We start from the raw sequence: 18,446 nt of genomic DNA, 5'->3' as shown, positions 1-18,446 counted from the left end.
GGTAGAGAGAGGTCCGTCCCCAGGTTTTGAGGGACGGACCTCTGTTTTTTGGCAGGAAGCGGTGATTTATGCCCATTTCAAATTTCAACGCTATCTGCCGTACACAACGTTACCATCCATCATGGTCATCCAAACACCAGTCTCCAGTATTTCTTCCGTTTCCCCTTCAAAGAGATTTCGATCCAAGACGACTAAATCAGCTTTCTTTCCAACTTCGATCGTTCCTAAATCATGCTCTCTGAAGTTTCCGTAGGCAGGGGATTTCGTGTAATGCATCAGGGCATGTGCCATTGAAATTTTCTCGTAAGGATTCCATCCTCCATGTGGAGTGCCGTCTTCATGTTTACGTGTAACCGCCCGGTAAAGACTAAGCATGGGATTCAGGTCCACAATCGGAAAGTCCGTTCCGAACGCGATACTGGCCCTGTGATTCTGCAAGGATCCGATCGGCCAAGTGAATCGAGCCCTTTCAGGACCCAGCCTGTCTAAATAGGCATGGGTATCCATAGACCCTGATGTCAGGTGTTCAGGCTGAATGGATGCAATGACTCCTAATTTCTCAAACCGCTCGAAGTCACTTGGATCACAAACTTCAATATGCTCGATTGTATGGCGGGAATCCCGTGGTCCGTTTACACTCCGGGCGTGCTCATACAAATCCAGGCCCAACCGGACCGCCGCGTCTCCACATGCGTGCAGGCGGATCCTGAAACCTTCCCGGTCTGCGTCTTCAATCCATTTTTGGTAAACGTGAGAATCATAAATCGTGCCGCCGGTTTCTGAAGGACGGTCAGAGTACGGCTGAAGCAAAAAGCCCGTATAGGTGAGGGGGACACCATCCAGGAACTGCTTCAAGCCGGAAAATTGAAGCTTATCGGATTGATACTTTTCCCTGAATTGAACACCACGCTCAAGGTTTCCGTCCAAAACATCCAAAAAATGAATTCTCGTCGTCAGCGTTCCTTTTTCCTCAAAGGTCCTATAGAAAGCAGGATCCCCTAGAGTATATCCGGGAAGAGGAAGCATATCAGAAACAGAGGTGATGCCGTAGGATGAAGTCTTTGCCAGCATCCCCTTCATCAGCCTGGTTTTCACTTTTTCATCAAACGAAAAAGCTTCAATTACATACTGAACAGCCGTCTCATACAAAAAGCCGGTCGGCTCCCCATGCTCGTCTTTTTCAATCTTTCCAAAAGGAGGCTCGGGTGTATCACGGTGAATCCCTAATTTCTGAAGGGCAGCTGTATTCAGCCAAGCGCTATGAGCTTCTTCATTCAGAAGCACAACAGGACGGTGGGGAATGTACTGATCCAGAGAGTGACGGGAGGGAAGAGCCTGACCAGGCCAGCGCACGTGATGCCAGCCGAATCCAAGGACCCATTCTTCATCTGGATGGTCCTTTGCATACTCCGCAACCATTTTTGCCGTCGCTTCTTCTGTATGACCGAATGTCAGCTGACAGAATCCCTCGAACATTGCCCCTAAAAACAAATGAAGATGGAAGTCATGAAACCCTGCCGTCACCAGGCGGTTTCCGACATCCCATGTTTCTGTAGACGGTCCTATGAAGCTCACCATCTCTGAGCGGGGACCTACTCCAATAATACGGTCATCCCGAACGGCCACGAACCCATCAAAAGGGGATAAAGCATTTCCCGTAAATATGACCTTACTTACAATGATTTTATGAGCTTTATGATCCAACATCGCTTCTCCAATCCTTTTCATATTATTAAATCGATTGTAACCAGAATAAGGAAAGAATACAAACCAACGCTTCTAATCACGAGTATAAGATTTTATGAGAAATTCAATTTTAAAGAAGGCATTAAAAAATTCAATGTTGAATAGTAAAAGAGAACAAGAAGAAAAGGAGAATGATTATGCTGACAAGAACCTTTCCGGTGCTTGAAACTGAAAGATTCCGCTTAAGAAAGATGGAAGAAGGAGATGCTCCCCGAGTATTTGATTATTTTTCAAAAGATGAAGTCACTCGATATTATGATTTAGAATCGTTTCAAGAGGAAAAACAAGCCATTGAAATCATCAACAGATGGAATGGGAGATTTCAGGAAAATGAAGGGATCAGATGGGGGATTGCTTTAAAAGACACAGACGAAATCATTGGAAGCTGCGGTTTTCATCAGTGGGAAAAAGAGCACTTTAAAGCCGAGGTGGGATTTGAGGTCCATCCAGACTATTGGAGACAAGGGGTTATGTCCGAGGTGTTAAGACCTACCTTGAAGTACGGGTTTGAAGAAATGTCCCTTAATCGAATAGAAGCTTTTTATGATCCGGAGAACACGGCTTCAAAGAAATGTCTTGAAAAAGCAGGATTCATGTTCGAGGGAGTATTGAGAAAAGCGGCATTTGAAAAGGGTATCTTTTGCGATGCAGCTGTTTGTTCCCTGTTAAAAGAAGAGTTTTAAACAAAATTTAAGACGCTGCTTATGCCTATATCACATAAACAGCGCCTTAACTTAAGTAAACCTTATTCAATTAACTTTACTATCCTTTCTTACTAATACACATACTTAACATTCATTTAAATTAATGGTATTGCATGTATTATTTAGTTTATTTTCATTTGCCGCTGATTTTCCCACACGCCCACATGTTACGAAGATAGTTTTCACGGGCTATCTTCTTGCGTACCATGATGTTAGCATGCTTCGCTTACACTCTTCATTGGAATCATCTCCTGAAATAAGATTGCGCATTCCCGCATATCCACACATCTTGAAATCAGTTTTCACGGGCCGATCTCAAAAGCGAGATGTGATGCTGACATGCTTTGCTAGCTTACTTCATTGGAATCACGCCTTCCTTTAAAGTTTTGTGTTTGTAAATCTTTTATTAATTATATATTAACAAATTCTAAAATTAATGCAAATGTTCAGAATAATCAATATAATGTGATTTGGGCTGTTTTTTACGATGAAATAGTGGGTTATCTTACTTTATCTCAATCTTTCTTGTTTTTTAAATTTCTTAGGAAAAGTAAGTAGTAGCTTCAAAATGAGTGGTTTCAATAAAACAAGGACCGTTCCTTTCCGCTGCAGGTGCTCGCTTTCCGCGGGGCGGGCGGTGAGCCTCCTCAGCTTCGCTTCCGGGGTCTCACCTGTCCCGCTTTTCCCGCAGGAGTCGAGCACCTTCCGCTCCAATCCACTCTCTGCTTCTTCATTGTTTGTCACTTATAAGAAAAAGGAGTAGATAGATCAAACACTAAAAATCATTTAACAAAAGTATTAAACGTCACTTCAAAAGCAGGCATTCTACATAGGAACAGAACGTAGTACCTCTCCAATTAAAAATAAATTCACTATTTTTGCGAAAAAATTGCCATTAATCCAATCTTCTATTAAGATAGTACTTCTCCGAATCCAGCTCCCGGTTCACAAGCAGTTCCATTTCTTCAAGATGATGTGTTTCCACGACGGAATCAAGGTGGGACCAGTGAACTTTATTTACGAAGTAATAGTTCCTGATTTTCCTGAGGATGACAAGGGAGTGGGGGAAGTGATCGAATTCTGCTTTTATGCTGTTGAAGCGGGTAAAGCCCCATTTTGTTAGATTCATCATTTATCACCTAATGTTCTATTACCTTTTCTATCAATATGTTAATCCTCGGGGAGCATATCGGATTTAAACAAACGTTTGATTAGTACTTCAAAACATTTATTCTACTAGGGTTCAAGGGATTAAACAATCGTTTAACAGTATTTATATATCCAGTAGTCCATCCCTATCATCCTGAGATTGTCATTGCTATTTTTGAAGGGCTCTTGTTATGATGAGAAGGTTATGAATCGTAAAGAAAAGCTAGGAGAATGAGCTTTGAATAAAGTATTAACCAACTATTCTATTTATCCATATGAAGCGGAAAAGAAGGAAATCCCGGTAGCGCCACTCCATAAAGGGGAAACGACGAAACAACTGATATCCTCCGATGAAGAGGATTCTTTTTTCTTTCGGACGATGGAGGAAGCAGGCATTCACTTGAATGCCTCTCAAATAGAGGCTGTGCGCCATGTGAAGGGACCGTGCTTAACCCTGGCTGGTGCAGGGACTGGAAAGACGACGGTCCTCGTTTGCCGGGCAGGCTACTTGATGAGCGTGAAAAATATTCAGCCGAAGAATATTTTACTGGTGACATTTACTAAGAAAGCGGCGGAAGAAATGAAGCAGCGGATTTCAAGCCTGCCGGGGACGGAAGCTGGCGGACAGGTTCATGCCAGTACGTTTCATGCCCTGTTCCTTTACTTATTGAGATCCCGTCACTACACACAAGAAGTGATCGGGAACGAGCGCTATAAACAAATTATCTTGAAGCAGATTCAGAGAGAAATGAAGATATATGATCCTTATGATGCAGAGACGCTCCTCGCAAAACTCTCTCATTATAAGTTGAACCAAAAAGATATCAGGGAGCTTCCACAGAAATCAAAATCAGAAAAAGAAGTGCGTGACATTCTCTTAAAATATGAAGAGTGGAAGCGGATGAATCATAAAATGGATTTCGATGATATTCTGACAGAGGCATATCAATTATTACTTTCGAATCCTAACCTCTTGACCTCTCTACAGCACCGTTTCCAGTACGTGATGGTAGATGAATTCCAGGATACGAATCTTGTACAATATGAGCTTATGAAGCTGATTGCGGCTCATCGGAACTTGTTCGTAGTAGGGGATGATGACCAAACGATCTACACCTTCAACGGCGCCAGAAACGAATTTATTTTGGATTTTGATGAAGAATTCCCGGATGCAAGGGTTGTAACTTTGAAAGAGAACTACCGGTCTGATGCCTATATCATCGGGTTGGGTAATAAAGTGATCGGACAGAATGAACACCGTCGTGTTAAAGAGCTCATCGCCACTAAGGTGGAAGGACAACAGCCGCTTTATTCAAGGCCAGCGACTGCAGATGAAGAGGCCGTTTGGATCACAGAAGAAATCCATCAGTTAATAGAAGGAGGCTATACGTACGGGGATATGACGATTCTTCACCGGACGATGAGCAGCGGGCGGGCGGTCTTTGAGCAACTGCTATTAAAGGAAATTCCTTTCACTCCTTATAATCAAAAGGATTCCCTCTTCTATGAAAACTGGACGGTGAAACCGGTGGTGGATTACCTGCGGTTATCGATGGTTCCAAGGAACTTTTCAGCCATGGAATCACTGCTGCCGACTCTTTTTATAAGAAGGGACCGGGGGATGGCTCATATTCTGGAGGAAGATCGTAAGGAGAGAAAGAAATATCCTCTTATCCATTTAACGACATTATCAGGATTGAAGCCGTTTCAGGTAAAGAATATAAAAGAACGGATGAAATTTCTAAAGTCGATCGGAGACCAGTCACCGGAAGCTGCGATTAAACGGATCAGGAAAGAGTTCTATCATCAATACATTGATGCCCAGGAATCACATGTGGTAACAGAACAGAAGGAACTCATCAAAGAAATGCTGGACGAGCTTGAAGGATCGGCGAAGCGCTTTGATACGATTTCGAGTTTTATTACCTTTATTGATGAAATGAAAGCAAAGTATGAAGAAATCTATTCAAATCAGAGTCAAAAGAAGAACACAAACAGCGTATCGTTAATGACGATTCACCGTTCCAAAGGCCTGGAGTTCCCCGTCGTGTTTTTAATCGGCGCCATTGAAGGAAACCTTCCCCACAGCTCAGCACTGAATGCCAATAAGCTTGAAGATAAGGTGTACAAAGATCCGAATCAGAAAGAAAAGGCTTTGGGTGCAGTAGAGGAAGAAAGACGGCTCGCGTATGTCGCCATCACGAGGGCAAAAGAGAAATTGTTTATTTCTTCTCCTGCCTATTATCAAGGTGAACAGCGGAAATGCTCCCGTTTTATTGCAGACTTATTTACGAACACTCCCCACACGGATCAGCCGAAAACAAATAAAAAGGCGAGGAGTGGGAAGGTGAGTAAGATCTTGGCCTGGGTTTGCACAAACACCAAGTGCATTGCCTGGCAGAGACCGGAAACACATGAGGATACGGAATCCAAGGTTTGTCCCCTTTGCTCAAGTCCAATGAAGCTTGGCGAAAAGGAAATCACTGAATGAAAAGAGCCCGAGCGTCCTGAAAGGGAGGATGCCCGGGCTTTTTGCTTTGCTGATCGTAAGGATATCAACCGTTATACGGATTTATCGACCTTTATGGAAAGATATCAACTTTTATTAGGATTTATCAACCGTATTTTCATTTTATCAACCGTATTTTCAAGATATCGACCGTTCTGCAAAAAATGACAAATTTCGCTAGCGGTCATTGAAAGACCAAACCATCATTGAGAAAAATGATCATGGTCATGAGAGTCAATCTTTTTCGAATCATTTGAATCCAAAGCTTGTCTTAAGAAATAAATAAGAATACCCAAAATCATTCCCAGCATCACGATTAAACCCAAAGTGATTGTGATTCCCATTGTGCCGCCTCCTTTTTAAAATTAGCTATGGTCCAATTTTCACCATTTTAAACATCTATATCGTTAGTCTATGAATAGGGGGAGGGAATATATGCGATTGAAAACAATTTATAGGCAGGGTTAATTCAGTAAAAAGGAACTATTTTCTAAATATGCTCATAATTATAGAACATACGTTCGTTTTTTATGTTAAAATGAATCTACGGTGTACATAGCTGGGTGGGCAAGAGGCAGCTCCCTAAAGATGGGAGGTGATGAGCAGGAATGATCGAAACCGCAGACGTACTACAATTGATGATTGCCTTTGGTACATTAACAGTAGCAATAATCGCAGTCACGCAACAAAAAAAGAAGTAACCCACCCACTATGACAACTGCAAGGGAAAGGTTACTTCGATTTTATTAAGGATAAAATTGCTCACGGCAATGTATACTGTCAGAGTTCTGGTGGCAGCCAGGACTCTGTATTTAATGAATGAACTTTTCTATTATATTATACAAAATGAAGGGAAAACCTGTAAAGGAATCTTATCATGTCTGGTCCATTAAAATGGCTCGGACGGGAGATCCATCTCCTTCTTTAAGTGGGAGGGGAAGGGCCACCAATTCATATCGTCCAGGCTCTACGTGGTCAAGGAAAATCCCTTCCAATATTCCGATGTCATGTTCCCGTAATGAATGGTGAGCATTCAGCTCCTTACTATCCAATGGATCCACTGAAGGAAGGTCCACTCCAATCAGGTCAACACCTTTTTCCTTCAAAAAAGGTGCGAGATCTTTCGCAATGGGTGGAATGCGTTCGGGAAACTCCTCAGGATTCTTCCAGGCATTCGTCTTGAAAAGTACCTTCTTAACTCCTGACAAGTCGACCTCTTCCAATAGTTCACTGCTTATTTCTGCAGCATTCTCCACCGATACAACGATGGCCGGTCCCACAAACCTCTCTAATGGCAGGTCCAATATTCTCTCTCCCTCATTGTCAAAGTGGAAGGGGGCGTCGACGTGTGTTCCAGTATGAGAACTCATGGTTAGCTGACCGACATTCACGGATTCCGTTTCCTCCTTCGTCCAATTCAATGAGAAAGAAAAGGGAGTGTCCCCCGGCCAAACAGGAGTATCATTGTGCAAAGGGCGGGAAATATCAATGATCTTCAAACGGTCTCCTCCTTTCTAAAAGAAGTTATGCTACAACATTCCGCGTATTTTCAAACTTCTTATATTCTTCCTTGTCCATGATGGTTTTCAAGATTTGGATGGTCTCCCACACATCTTCATAGGAAGAATAGAGAGCGACGGGAGCCAGTCGAATCACATTTGGTGAACGGAAGTCAGGTGTGACTTTGTTCACTTTCAAGGCTTTACAAATTCTTGCTGCCTCTTCATGCTTTAAACTAATGTGCCCGCCTCTCTGATCATTTTCAAGTGGATTACAGATTGTAAACCCGTACTGTGAAAGTTCTTGTTGAAATAGATCCATCATAAATCGTGTGAGAGAAAGGGATTTTTTTCTCAGATTCTCAATGCCGGCTTCTTCAAATAACTCCAGCGAGCCGAGTAGAGGAGCACTGCTTAATATATGCGGGGTCCCAATTTGGAAGGCACCTGCAGAATCTGCATGGTTCAACGTATGATCCATATCAAACTGCTTATCCTTACGGGAGCTGAACCATCCGGAAAGGCCAGGTTTTTTCCCTTTAAGCCTGTTATGAACAAATAATCCACCTACACCACCCGGCCCGCTATTTAAATATTTGTAATTGCACCACACGGCAAAGTCTACTCCGTCATCATGTAATTGATGAGGAAGAGCCCCAATCGAATGGGCCAAATCGAATCCAATCACAATGCCACGTTTATGGGCTTCACTCGTCAATCGCTTGATATCCAGGAGCTGTCCGCTTCGATAGAGAACGGATGGTAATAGAATCAGAGCAATATCTTCCGTCATCATCCCGATGATGTCCTCTTCTCTTAATGTGTATCCGTCTCTGCTTGTTACCTGAATCAGATGTTCATCAGGGTTGTAGCCTTTTAACTCCAGCTGACTTTGGATCGCGTAAATATCCGAAGGGAAAGTCAATTCATCAGCTAAGATTTTGGTGCGTTTTCCATCAGGTTGATAGAATGTGGCGAGTAACTGATGAAGGTTCGTCGTAATGGAACCCGTCACAATCACTTCTTCCTTTTCTGCCCCCACTAAAGGAGCCGTCATTTCGCCAAGTTTCTCAGAATAATAGAACCACGGCTCCTGGCCATCCATCCAGCCATCGATTCCATGTTCTTTCCAATCTTCCAATGACGTAAGTAACGACTTCTCTGCTCGTTTTGATAATAAGCCTAAGGAGTTCCCATCCATATAATAGTGATTTTTCTTTATGTAAAATTCATTCCGGAAATGGGCCAATGAATCCTGCCTGTCCAGTTCTTTAGCATGTTCCAACGTCAACTTCTCTCCATCTGTCATCCCTATCCCACCTTAAACAGTCTTACCAAAATGATAATCGAAATGGTTTGAATAGTAAAATAATTATTAGTTCTGTCAAAGTATAATGGTTTTTTTTGTAGTTTCTATTCATCAATATTTGTGGTTTAACGTCATTAAAATTGCTATGAGTCCTGTCAACCAGAGTGTGCTAGATGGTGAGGGGAACTGCTCCGCTTTCCGCGGACGTACGGCCGAGCCTCCGCAGGAGTCTGCGCAGTTCCCCTCACCATCTATAAGAGTTTCTAATGACTGAGTTTAAAAGTGGTGAAAACAACCTTAAGAAAATTGAATTACTAGTAATTAACAAAAAAGAAATAGAGAAGTGATTTCCTCAAATATTTTGGTTTTATTTAGCAATAATGAAAACTCATGCTTAGAAAGTTGATTGGAGCGGAAGGTGCTCGACTCCTGCGGGAGAAGCGGGAGAGGTGAGACCCCGCAGGCGAAGCCGAGGAGGCTCACCGCCCGCCCCGCGGAAAGCGAGCACCTGCAGCGGAAATCAACTACTGCTATCTTGAATAGAAGTAGTCAGCCTCCTACAAATGAGTTGAGTAAAAATATTTATTTTTGAATAATTTATTCAAAAATGTATAAAAAGTCAAAAAACTTTGGTATAAATGAATTAATATAAAAATTATCAGGATAATTATTCATTATTGAATAATTTCAAGACTTGCAAAGGGGATGCTGTCTGTGACTGAAATGAAAAAAAGTTGGAATGAAAATGAAGCGATTCTTCATTCGCTGCAAGATGATATTTTAGTAACCAATACAGATGGGATTATCTTGAAAGTGAGTGACGCAACCGGGGATATTTATAACGTGAATTCGGCAGACATGGTAGGAAAATCTGTATATGATTTGGAAAAAGAAGGGGTTTTTTCTCCGATATTAACTCCGATCGTTCTAAAAGAAAAGAAAAAAATAACGTTGGTCCAGACGAGTAAAGAGGGCAAGAAACTGCTCGTTACAGGGATTCCGGTATTCGATGAAAACGGAGAACTAGTGAGAATCGTTAGCTATTCCCATGATGTAACGGAATTATTGAATATGAAAAAGTATTTAACTGAAATGGAAGATGAGATGGAGAGGGTGAAAAGCGAGCTTGAAATCCTTAGAAGCCGTCATTACTATTCGGAAGGGATCATTGCCTCGAGTAATGAGATGAAAAAGGTGTTACAGGTTGCCCTGCAAGTAGCAGAAGTCGATGTGAACGTCCTCCTACTGGGAGAATCCGGTGTCGGTAAGTCCCATATCGCGAAATTCATACATAACAAAAGTCAACGAAAAGCCGGCCCGTTCATTGAGGTCAATTGTGGAGCTATACCAGACTCATTATTTGAAGCAGAATTCTTTGGGTATGAACCCGGGTCTTTCACGGGGGCGGACCGCAAAGGGAAAGTAGGATTAGCAGAACTCGCTGAAGGCGGCACCCTGTTTTTAGATGAAATAGGGGAACTATCTCTATCAAACCAGGTTAAAATTCTAAAGTTCATTCAGGAGAAACAATTTTATCGCGTAGGCGGTACGAAGCAAAGGAAGGTTGACTTCCGGGTTCTGGCAGCTACGAACAAGGATTTAGAGGTGGCTGTAGAGGAGAGAGAATTCAGGAGGGATTTATTCTTCCGTTTGAATGTGGTTCCCATTACGATTCCTCCATTGAGAGAGAGAACATCAGACATTATTACGTTGATCGATTACTTTGTAAATCATTTTTGTGAAAAATATCAGCGCCAAAGAGAGCTGGATGAAGGAGTTGTTCACCAGTTGTTGATCCAAGATTGGAAAGGGAATGTCAGAGAGCTAATGAATATAATTGAAAGGCTGATTGTGACATCTTCCAAGCCATTAATTGAAATGGAAAACCTCCCTGGTCCATACATAAAGCATAGTGCTGATATTTCAGGATTTGAGTACAATGGTCAATCATTAAAAGACATTCTTGAGTCAGTCGAAGAACAGGTATTAAAGAATGCGAGGGAGAAGCATAAGACTACTACGCAAATGGCCCAAAACCTGGGAATCAGTCAACCATCAATAGTCAGAAAACTTAAAAAATACAAAATAAAATAAAATATTGGCATGAAACTTGCAAGTAATAAGGTGAAAAGAACTGAAAGGTAGAAGGGGGATATTATTACGACGCATAAAAGTGGTTCTCGAATGTTTAGGGGTTATGGATAAATTTTAAAGGGGTGTTTGACAATGGAAGTCGGAAAACAAAATGTTAGTCAATTAGAAACCCGGTCAGGCAAAACGTCAAGGGAAGCAATAAAGTTTATCATTCCGTCCTTGTTAGGGGTACTATTGTTCCTTGTGCCTGTTACGTATGAAGGCAATATGACAATCGGGGTCGGGATCTTTGCTTCTTATTTTCAAGGAATGCTCGAAGGTGTACTGCCATTATTCATGACAGTGGTTTTTGCTTTATCAGCTCTTATGGCTATTTATACAAAAGTTTTTAAACCTCAATGGATTGTTAATCAATCATTTTTAAAAGGACTATTCGACGTAGGATACTTTTGGATCGCTGTTCGTGTCCTCGGTTCGATATTTGCGGTGATGACGGTAAATGGGAGTGGTCCCGAGTGGATAATTTCTGACTTTACGGGAGGAACCGTATTGTATTCGTTAGTTCCTGTCTTAGCCACTTGGTTTTTATTTGCAGGCTTATTGATGCCTCTGCTTTTAGATTTTGGATTGATGGATTTCTTCGGCACTCTGCTGCAGAAAATCATGAAGCCGCTTTTCCAATTACCGGGACGATCATCTATCGATGCTCTTGCATCCTGGATGGGAAGTGGTACCGTCGGCGTATTGATTACAACGAAACAATTTGAAGAGGGTTACTACACAAAACGGGAGGCAGCAGTCATTGCGACAAACTTTTCCGTTGCTTCGATCGCTTTCAGTCTTGTGATTGTCAGCTTCATCGGATTGGAATCAATGTTTGTTCAACTGTATGGGACAGTGGTGATTGCAGGGATAGCAGCTGCGGTCATATGTCCGCGTATCCCGCCTCTTTCACGGAAGAAAGACACCTATTATGAGCCGGTTGGCATGCAAATCTCCGAAACCGTTCCTGAAAATGTTTCCCGTTTTCAATGGGGCTTTGAAAAAGCAGTGGAAAAAGCATCAGAGGTGAAAAGTGTCGGAGAGGTAACGAAAAAAGGATTCCAGAACGTCCTGGATATCTGGTTTGGTCTTATTCCTTTAGTTATGGCCCTTGGAACTATCGCTTTAGTGGTAGCGGAATATACTCCAGTGTTTGACATATTGGCTTATCCGATTGTTGCACTATTAGAGTTATTACAAATTCCACAGGCGGCAGATGCGGCTCCTGCCATGATCGTTGGTTTCGCAGACATGTTTTTACCTGCTGTTGTAGGGAGCGGAATTGAGAGTGAGTTAACTAGATTCGTCATTGCCGCAATGTCTTTGACTCAATTAATTTACATGTCTGAGATTGGTATTCTATTAATCAAATCCAAGATTCCGATCAGCTTTTTAGATTTATTCATCATTTTTATCCAACGTACGATTATTACTTTACCTATCGTCGCTTTATTGGCTCATTTCTTCTTTATGTAAGAGAATTAATACAAAACAAATTTGTCAGTCACATATATGGAGGTTACTAGAATGGAACGAACGTTTGAACAGCTTATTCAAAATATGCCTAATCGTCTGGCACCCAGTATGGCAAAGGATCACCCGAACTTACCGGTAGTAAAAGAAGAGGGGTGCTATTACTACGGGTTGGACGGAAAGAAATATCTTGATTTCACCTCTGGAATTGCCGTAACGAATGTTGGACATCGTCATCCAAAGATTGTACAAGCGATTAAAGATGCAGCAGATGGGCTGATGCACGGTCCTTCAGGAGTCATCATGTATGAATCGATCCTTCGATTGGCTGATGAGCTGGCGGAGATTCTTCCAGGAGATTTAGATAGTTTCTTCTTTGCCAATAGTGGGACGGAAGCGATCGAAGGGGGAATCAAACTTGCGAAATATGTAACGCAGCGTCCTTATGTCATTTCCTTTACCGGCTGTTTTCACGGCCGTTCACTTGGTGCGTTAAGTGTCACGACTTCTAAAAGTAAGTATCGAAAGTTTATGCAGCCATCAGGCCTGACTTATCAGGTTCCATATGCGAACGAAAGAGAGTGTCCTGAGGGACTTGACTCGGTCCGGTATGTGGTTGAGAAGCTTGAAAAGGATTTCGAAACTCTCTTTAATCATCAGGTCACACCTGAAGAGGTAGCGTGTATCATATTAGAACCCGTCCTTGGTGAAGGCGGGTACATCGTTCCTCCGAAAGCATGGCTCAAAAAAGTAAGGGAGATTTGTGATCGTCACGATATTTTACTGATTTTCGATGAAGTCCAAACAGGCTTTGGACGTACGGGGAATTGGTTTGCGGCTCAAACCTTCGATGTAACACCGGATATTATGGCGATTGCAAAAGGGATTGCCTCGGGGCTCCCCTTGAGCGCGACGGTCGCATCGAATAAGCTCATGAAACAATGGCCTCTTGGGAGCCATGGGACGACGTTTGGTGGAAATCCGATTGCGTGTTCCGTTGGACTTGCTACATTAGAAGTCATGAAGGAAGAAAATCTTCTCGATAATACGAAAACAATGGGTGCTTATGCGGTTTCCAGGCTCGAGCTTTTGAAAGAGAAGCATAGCGTGATCGGGAGCATTCGATCAGTCGGACTGATGATCGGCATTGAAATCGTTCATCCTCAAACAGGAAAACCAAATCAGGAAGGCTTAATGGATATTCTGGATCGTGCTTTGGAAAAAGGCGTATTATTCTATCTATGCGGAAATCATAGTGAAGTGATCAGGATGATTCCACCGCTTACTGTAACAAAGGAACAAATAGATACTGGACTTAGCATGCTGGATGAAGCATTGAGTGAGTATGAGGCTACATTGATGAGGCATTTCGATTAAACGTTAAAGGCCGGATTCGAGGTACATGACTGTACCTTGAATCCGGCCTTTTTACCATGACATTATGCAGTTTGATGTAATTGAGCATCATTCTTGTTGGATGTCATAAGAGTCACGACGATCAACACAATAATGGCTAACGGAACAGCAATGACGACACTGTTCAGGTCAAATGGTTTCTGAAGGACAATCTCCCAAACCAATGTGGAAACTACCCCTGCAAGCATGGAAGAAACGCCTCCGGCAGCATTCACCCGTTTCCAGAAGAATACGGCTAAAACAGCAGGAGTGATGCCTGCACCATAAACAGTGTAAGCGTACATTTGAACATCCAGTACGCTTGGGAAGTAATTAATGATAATGAATGCTAAAGCACCAAGGACAACAATGAACATCTTGGTGATTTTCAACTGCTTATCATCAGAAGCATTTTGATTGATATATTTACCGTAAATATCATAAGTCAGATTCGTTGCAGCAGACAATAGATACGAATTTCCTGTGGTAATGATAAAGGAAGCCGCTGCTGCCAAAAGGATTCCCCCGATTCCAATCGGCATCACAATTGTCGTGGCCATTAACGCCATTCCTGGATCGATATCCGGGAATAGAGAACGGGATGCGAAGGCGATTAAGGAGATGGCGGGAGAAATGATGATCATGGCAATAAGCCATCCAATTTGTCCCTTTCTTGATGAAGAATCCCCTTTAGATGAAGCCAGACGCTGGTACATGTTTTGGTCACCCAACAATAAGAATAGAGATGGCAATAGATAACCAATCAATTGAATGATGGATAAGTTGCCCGTAGCTGACATATGGGATGCAGGGACATTTTTAACAATTTCGTCCCATCCCCCAGCAATGAAGAAAATGGTTGGAACGGTAATGATTAAACCACCGACCATAAGAAAACCGCTGAGTGCATCTGTTTGAGATACAGAACGCAAGCCGCCGATCATTGCTAGAAAAACGATCAAGACAGCTCCAATGGTCGTACCAAGACCAACAGACATGCCTGTTGTTAAATTTAGAATAAAACCGAAACCTTTCATCTGATAAGAAACAATTCCTACATACGCTAAGATAATGATGACACTTGAAAGATTTCGTGCAGTGGAACCATACTTTTCTTCCAGGATTGCTGAAACCGTATATTTACTGAATGCACGGATTTTAGGTGCAACGAGGTAAAGGATCCCTATCCCCACAAGAGTCGGAATCATAAGCATTAACGAAGGAATGATTCCGAAGCTATATGCGACAGATGTTTCTCCCCCTGAAATACTTCCGCTTCCAGTCCAAGTTGCAAGCAATGTACCCATCAATACAAATGGACCAAGACTTTTTCCAGCTAATATAAAATCATTACTGCTGGATACTTTCTTAGACATATACGTACCAATCCCAATCATAAGTACCGCATATATCCCTATAAACCATAGTAAATGTGGATTTTGTTGTAATTCCATAAAACGATCATCTCCTGAACAGTATTTGTTCACGCGAGAGAACGTTGATTCATTTCTTAATCACAATTTAATCACCGGTGAGAAGATAAACACATTTTAGCCTGGATGAGGTAGAAAGGTTCTACCTGCCAATTAAAATACTAAAACTACCCGAAAAAAGTTTAGAGGTTGTTAGAGGCTTTGAAAATGTCTTTCGTTGTGATGTTTTTCATGAATGCTTGTCTCACGTAAAAACATTTCTCATTAACCTTAGCATATATTCATTTCGATAAAAAATCGTTGGAAAGTTTGATTTGACAAGATTTTCAGCTTGTAATCCCGTTATGGGAAAAAGTGGGATAGTTACTAAGCCTATACGGGTCAATAGGTACAGGAATAGAAGGAATTATTTGAAATTTAAAATAAATCACCGCTTAAAAAAACATTAAAATGAATCTTTATACCTATTATTCACTTTGAGTGAGTGAGCATAAATACCTGTATTGGTAGTTGGGTAATAGTTAATGATGACATTAAAAAGGTCGATCAGTTTTCACTGATCGACCTTTTTTATAGCCTTTTAACCGAAATGGCCTTGCGCATTTTCCTAAGTGCATCCTGACCTTCCATTTCTCTTTGCATCATCAAATTAACGTAGAGGGCATCGATTAATGTTAATTGAGCAATACGGGAGGAAAGTGCTTCTGATCGATAGTCGGTTTCCTCTGACACGGTGAAAAGCGATGTATCGACTCTTTGGCTCAAAGGCGATTTTGCAAAATTGGTTATGCAGATCGTCTTGGCCCCGGTTTCCTTGACAATATCAAGAACCTGGAGAATATCTTTTGTTGAACCGGAATGGGAGATAAATACGGCACAATCTTCACTCGTCATTTGGGAAGCGGTCATTAGCTGGATATGACTGTCGCTTGCGGCATGGACACGGAGACCAGTTCGAATGAACTTATGATAGGCGTCAAGGGCGATGACGCCTGATCCGCCACTGCCGAAAAATTCGATTGATCGGGCATTCGTCATTATATCCACAGCTTTTGTTAACTTTTTCTCATCTACTACCATCAATGTATCTTCAATGGTTTTGATATTGGATCGGAATACTTTTGTGGCAATGGTTTGAGCAGAGTCCCCTTCATCAACCCGCTCGTGTATGTCCTTAAGCCCCGTCACGATTTCTGAGGCAAGGGCAATTTTCATCGCTTGATAACCTTTAAAGCCGATTCGCTTACAAAAACGGAAGACAGTGGAGTCCGCGACTCCTAAATCTTCTGCCAAACCATTAATCGTTGAATGTATAATCTCGGTTGGATTTTCAAGTATATAGTCGGCAATTTTTTTCTCGGTCACGCTAAATTGAGGATAGTGTGAGCGTATACTGGCTAAACAATGCTGATGTTGACTCATAGACATCACTCCTGTAAGGGTTTTCATAGTTTTATTATACAAGAATAATAGAAAAATAAAAATAATTTCTGTAAACGGTTGCAAAAAGAAAAATATTTTTTATAATAGAGATATACAGAAAATAATTTTCCTGATTATATTAAACTGCGAAATGAACTTCCTTTAAGCCATTTCCGTTTAGTAGGTCAGAGAGTAGAAGTTACATAGAGAAAAGTGTAAACGTTTTACTTTCCCGGGTAGTCAGGATCAATCGTTATAAAAAAATCTGGCAGCCAAGCTGCCGTCAAAAAAGAAAGGTAGGGATAGAGATGTCTGATCAAATGCTTATTTTAGTTGCGTTAGCCGGAATTTTTCTTCTATTATTTTTAGTTATTAAAACGAAGCTTCATGCTTTTGTTGCCCTATTATTAGTAAGTTTAATTGTAGGGATCGCCGCAGGGATGCCTCTTCAGGAAGTTGTCGCTTCCATTCAAAGCGGAATGGGCGGGACCCTCGGGTTTGTCGCGGTCGTTGTTGGTTTAGGTGCAATGTTCGGTCGTATGCTTGAGGTTTCAGGCGGAGCGGAACGATTGGCTCAAACCCTGATTAATAAATTTGGTGAAGATAAAGCGCAGTGGTCGTTAGGTATTACAGGTTTCTTAGTAGCCATTCCGGTATTCTTCGATGTAGGATTCATCATTCTTGTACCGATTGTATATGGATTGGCAAAGAAAACTGGAAAGTCTCTATTATACTATGGGATTCCTTTACTTGCAGGTCTTGCTGTAACACACAGCTTCATCCCGCCCACTCCGGGACCGATTGCTGTTGCTGATTTAATTGGAGCGGATCTTGGCTGGGTTATCTTATTCGGTACTCTTGCCGGTATTCCATCCATGATCATCGCCGGTCCACTTTTTGCAAAATTCATTTCGAAACGAATTCATGCAGTGGTTCCGGATTATATGCAAGTGGAAGAGATCGAGTACGATAAAGAGCTTCCGAGCTTTGCAATGATTGCGTCACTTATCTCTATTCCTTTAGTGCTGATTTTATTAAATACGCTTTCGGGTGTTCTTTTAGATGAAGGAAATACAATTCGTTCAATCTTAACGTTCCTTGGTCATCCGTTCGTAGCGTTAACAATTGCGACTCTACTGACGTTTACATTATTAGGAACGAGACGTGGATATTCCCGTCAGGACGTTCAGGATATTGCGACGAAAGCACTTGAACCGGCTGGGATCATCATCCTTGTTACAGGTGCCGGTGGAGTGTTCAAGCAAGTTCTGATCGACTCAGGTGTCGGTGAAGTACTTGGTGAAATGATGGCAGGATCAAGCTTGCCTCCGATTGCCCTTGCTTTCTTAATTGCCATGGTCGTTCGTGTGGCACAAGGTTCAGCGACAGTATCCATGGTCACGGCAGCGGGATTAATGAGTCCATTAATTTCCACTCTTGGTTTAGAAGGGCCGGTCCTTGGTTTAATGGTCATTTCCATTGCAGCAGGAGCAACTGTCTTCTCTCATGTGAATGACAGCGGATTCTGGCTAGTGAACCGTTATTTTGGATTAGATGTGAAAGATACGTTAAAATCATGGACGATGATGGAAACGCTCATCGGGTTTGTAGGGTTTACCGTAGTATTCATTATAGGGATATTCATTGGTTAAAATAGGATAGAATATAGTG

At 41.9% G+C, this 18,446-nt stretch carries 14 protein-coding genes; 7 read left to right on the top strand and 7 right to left on the bottom strand.

The window, feature by feature from the left end; genetic code table 11:
• Positions 1 to 90: 90 nt before the first annotated feature.
• On the bottom strand, positions 91 to 1,704 hold the full coding sequence (locus ACIFOD_RS17330; RefSeq protein ID WP_430315660.1) for an amidohydrolase: 1,614 nt from the start codon (positions 1,702 to 1,704) through the stop codon (positions 91 to 93).
• 200 nt (positions 1,705 to 1,904) lie between these two features.
• On the opposite strand from ACIFOD_RS17330, the gene ACIFOD_RS17325 reads away from it, so the two are divergent.
• Positions 1,905 to 2,429, top strand: coding sequence for a GNAT family N-acetyltransferase (locus ACIFOD_RS17325; protein ID WP_430315659.1), 525 nt, complete (start codon positions 1,905 to 1,907; stop codon positions 2,427 to 2,429).
• Between the two features lie 916 nt (positions 2,430 to 3,345).
• Here the strand turns inward: ACIFOD_RS17325 and ACIFOD_RS17320 are convergent.
• Positions 3,346 to 3,582 (bottom strand): hypothetical protein, encoded by a 237-nt coding sequence (locus ACIFOD_RS17320; RefSeq protein ID WP_430315658.1) that lies wholly within the window; start codon positions 3,580 to 3,582, stop codon positions 3,346 to 3,348.
• Positions 3,583 to 3,837: 255 nt separating this feature from the next.
• Here ACIFOD_RS17320 and ACIFOD_RS17315 point away from each other — a divergent pair, with 255 nt between their 5' ends.
• Positions 3,838 to 6,090 (top strand): UvrD-helicase domain-containing protein, encoded by a 2,253-nt coding sequence (locus ACIFOD_RS17315; RefSeq protein ID WP_430315657.1) that lies wholly within the window; start codon positions 3,838 to 3,840, stop codon positions 6,088 to 6,090.
• A 221-nt stretch (positions 6,091 to 6,311) separates the two neighbouring features.
• Here the strand turns inward: ACIFOD_RS17315 and ACIFOD_RS17310 are convergent, their stop codons facing one another.
• The gene (locus tag ACIFOD_RS17310) at positions 6,312 to 6,452 is read right to left on the bottom strand and encodes a hypothetical protein (RefSeq protein WP_187443189.1); all 141 of its coding nucleotides are present in this window, start codon (positions 6,450 to 6,452) and stop codon (positions 6,312 to 6,314) included.
• A gap of 264 nt (positions 6,453 to 6,716) precedes the next feature.
• Here ACIFOD_RS17310 and ACIFOD_RS17305 point away from each other — a divergent pair, with 264 nt between their 5' ends.
• Entirely contained in the window at positions 6,717 to 6,809 is a 93-nt protein-coding gene (locus tag ACIFOD_RS17305) for a putative holin-like toxin (RefSeq protein WP_220154057.1), read from the top strand.
• A gap of 174 nt (positions 6,810 to 6,983) precedes the next feature.
• Here ACIFOD_RS17305 and kynB read toward each other — a convergent pair whose 3' ends face one another.
• Together kynB and kynU are read right to left on the bottom strand one after the other, a co-directional pair.
• A complete protein-coding gene (kynB, locus tag ACIFOD_RS17300) occupies positions 6,984 to 7,607 on the bottom strand; it encodes an arylformamidase (RefSeq protein WP_430315656.1) in 624 nt (207 codons plus the stop codon).
• A 25-nt stretch (positions 7,608 to 7,632) separates the two neighbouring features.
• Positions 7,633 to 8,916, bottom strand: coding sequence for a kynureninase (gene kynU / locus ACIFOD_RS17295; RefSeq protein ID WP_430315655.1), 1,284 nt, complete (start codon positions 8,914 to 8,916; stop codon positions 7,633 to 7,635).
• A 723-nt stretch (positions 8,917 to 9,639) separates the two neighbouring features.
• Between kynU and ACIFOD_RS17290 the strand changes: the two genes are divergently transcribed.
• The 3 genes from ACIFOD_RS17290 to ACIFOD_RS17280 all read left to right on the top strand — a co-directional run bounded on the left by ACIFOD_RS17290 (position 9,640) and on the right by ACIFOD_RS17280 (position 13,902).
• Positions 9,640 to 11,010 carry a sigma-54 interaction domain-containing protein gene (locus ACIFOD_RS17290; RefSeq protein WP_430315654.1) on the top strand — a complete coding sequence of 457 codons (1,371 nt, stop codon included), beginning with the start codon at positions 9,640 to 9,642 and terminating at the stop codon, positions 11,008 to 11,010.
• 132 nt (positions 11,011 to 11,142) lie between these two features.
• On the top strand, positions 11,143 to 12,528 hold the full coding sequence (locus ACIFOD_RS17285; protein WP_430315653.1) for a YjiH family protein: 1,386 nt from the start codon (positions 11,143 to 11,145) through the stop codon (positions 12,526 to 12,528).
• Positions 12,529 to 12,579: 51 nt separating this feature from the next.
• Positions 12,580 to 13,902, top strand: a complete 1,323-nt coding sequence (locus ACIFOD_RS17280) for an aspartate aminotransferase family protein (RefSeq protein WP_430315652.1) — start codon at positions 12,580 to 12,582, stop codon at positions 13,900 to 13,902.
• Between the two features lie 62 nt (positions 13,903 to 13,964).
• Here ACIFOD_RS17280 and ACIFOD_RS17275 read toward each other — a convergent pair whose 3' ends face one another.
• Together ACIFOD_RS17275 and ACIFOD_RS17270 are read right to left on the bottom strand one after the other, a co-directional pair.
• Positions 13,965 to 15,374, bottom strand: a complete 1,410-nt coding sequence (locus tag ACIFOD_RS17275) for a sodium:solute symporter family protein (protein ID WP_430315651.1) — start codon at positions 15,372 to 15,374, stop codon at positions 13,965 to 13,967.
• 549 nt (positions 15,375 to 15,923) lie between these two features.
• Positions 15,924 to 16,775 (bottom strand): MurR/RpiR family transcriptional regulator, encoded by an 852-nt coding sequence (locus ACIFOD_RS17270; RefSeq protein WP_430315650.1) that lies wholly within the window; start codon positions 16,773 to 16,775, stop codon positions 15,924 to 15,926.
• A 308-nt stretch (positions 16,776 to 17,083) separates the two neighbouring features.
• Between ACIFOD_RS17270 and ACIFOD_RS17265 the strand changes: the two genes are divergently transcribed.
• Positions 17,084 to 18,427 carry a GntP family permease gene (locus ACIFOD_RS17265; RefSeq protein ID WP_148967323.1) on the top strand — a complete coding sequence of 448 codons (1,344 nt, stop codon included), beginning with the start codon at positions 17,084 to 17,086 and terminating at the stop codon, positions 18,425 to 18,427.
• The last annotated feature ends 19 nt before the right edge of the window (positions 18,428 to 18,446 follow it).

Origin of the sequence: Rossellomorea sp. NRS-1567 (genome assembly GCF_050467885.1) — a bacterium.
Classification (GTDB): domain Bacteria; phylum Bacillota; class Bacilli; order Bacillales; family Bacillaceae_B; genus Rossellomorea; species Rossellomorea aquimaris_C.
The sequence above is the reverse complement of the archived record's forward strand: the minus strand, read 5'-3'. Positions and strand labels throughout refer to the sequence as shown.

Excerpts from the sequence above, each read along its gene's own strand:
- ACIFOD_RS17310 (WP_187443189.1), bottom strand. The coding sequence starts at position 6,452 with ATGGGAATCACAATCACTTTGGGTTTAATCGTGATGCTGGGAATGATT.
- kynU (WP_430315655.1), bottom strand. The coding sequence starts at position 8,916 with ATGACAGATGGAGAGAAGTTGACGTTGGAACATGCTAAAGAACTGGAC.
- ACIFOD_RS17280 (WP_430315652.1), top strand. The coding sequence starts at position 12,580 with ATGGAACGAACGTTTGAACAGCTTATTCAAAATATGCCTAATCGTCTG.
- ACIFOD_RS17275 (WP_430315651.1), bottom strand. The coding sequence starts at position 15,374 with ATGGAATTACAACAAAATCCACATTTACTATGGTTTATAGGGATATAT.
- ACIFOD_RS17320 (WP_430315658.1), bottom strand. The coding sequence starts at position 3,582 with ATGATGAATCTAACAAAATGGGGCTTTACCCGCTTCAACAGCATAAAA.
- ACIFOD_RS17305 (WP_220154057.1), top strand. The coding sequence starts at position 6,717 with ATGATCGAAACCGCAGACGTACTACAATTGATGATTGCCTTTGGTACA.
- ACIFOD_RS17290 (WP_430315654.1), top strand. The coding sequence starts at position 9,640 with ATGAAAAAAAGTTGGAATGAAAATGAAGCGATTCTTCATTCGCTGCAA.
- ACIFOD_RS17285 (WP_430315653.1), top strand. The coding sequence starts at position 11,143 with ATGGAAGTCGGAAAACAAAATGTTAGTCAATTAGAAACCCGGTCAGGC.
- ACIFOD_RS17270 (WP_430315650.1), bottom strand. The coding sequence starts at position 16,775 with ATGAGTCAACATCAGCATTGTTTAGCCAGTATACGCTCACACTATCCT.
- ACIFOD_RS17265 (WP_148967323.1), top strand. The coding sequence starts at position 17,084 with ATGTCTGATCAAATGCTTATTTTAGTTGCGTTAGCCGGAATTTTTCTT.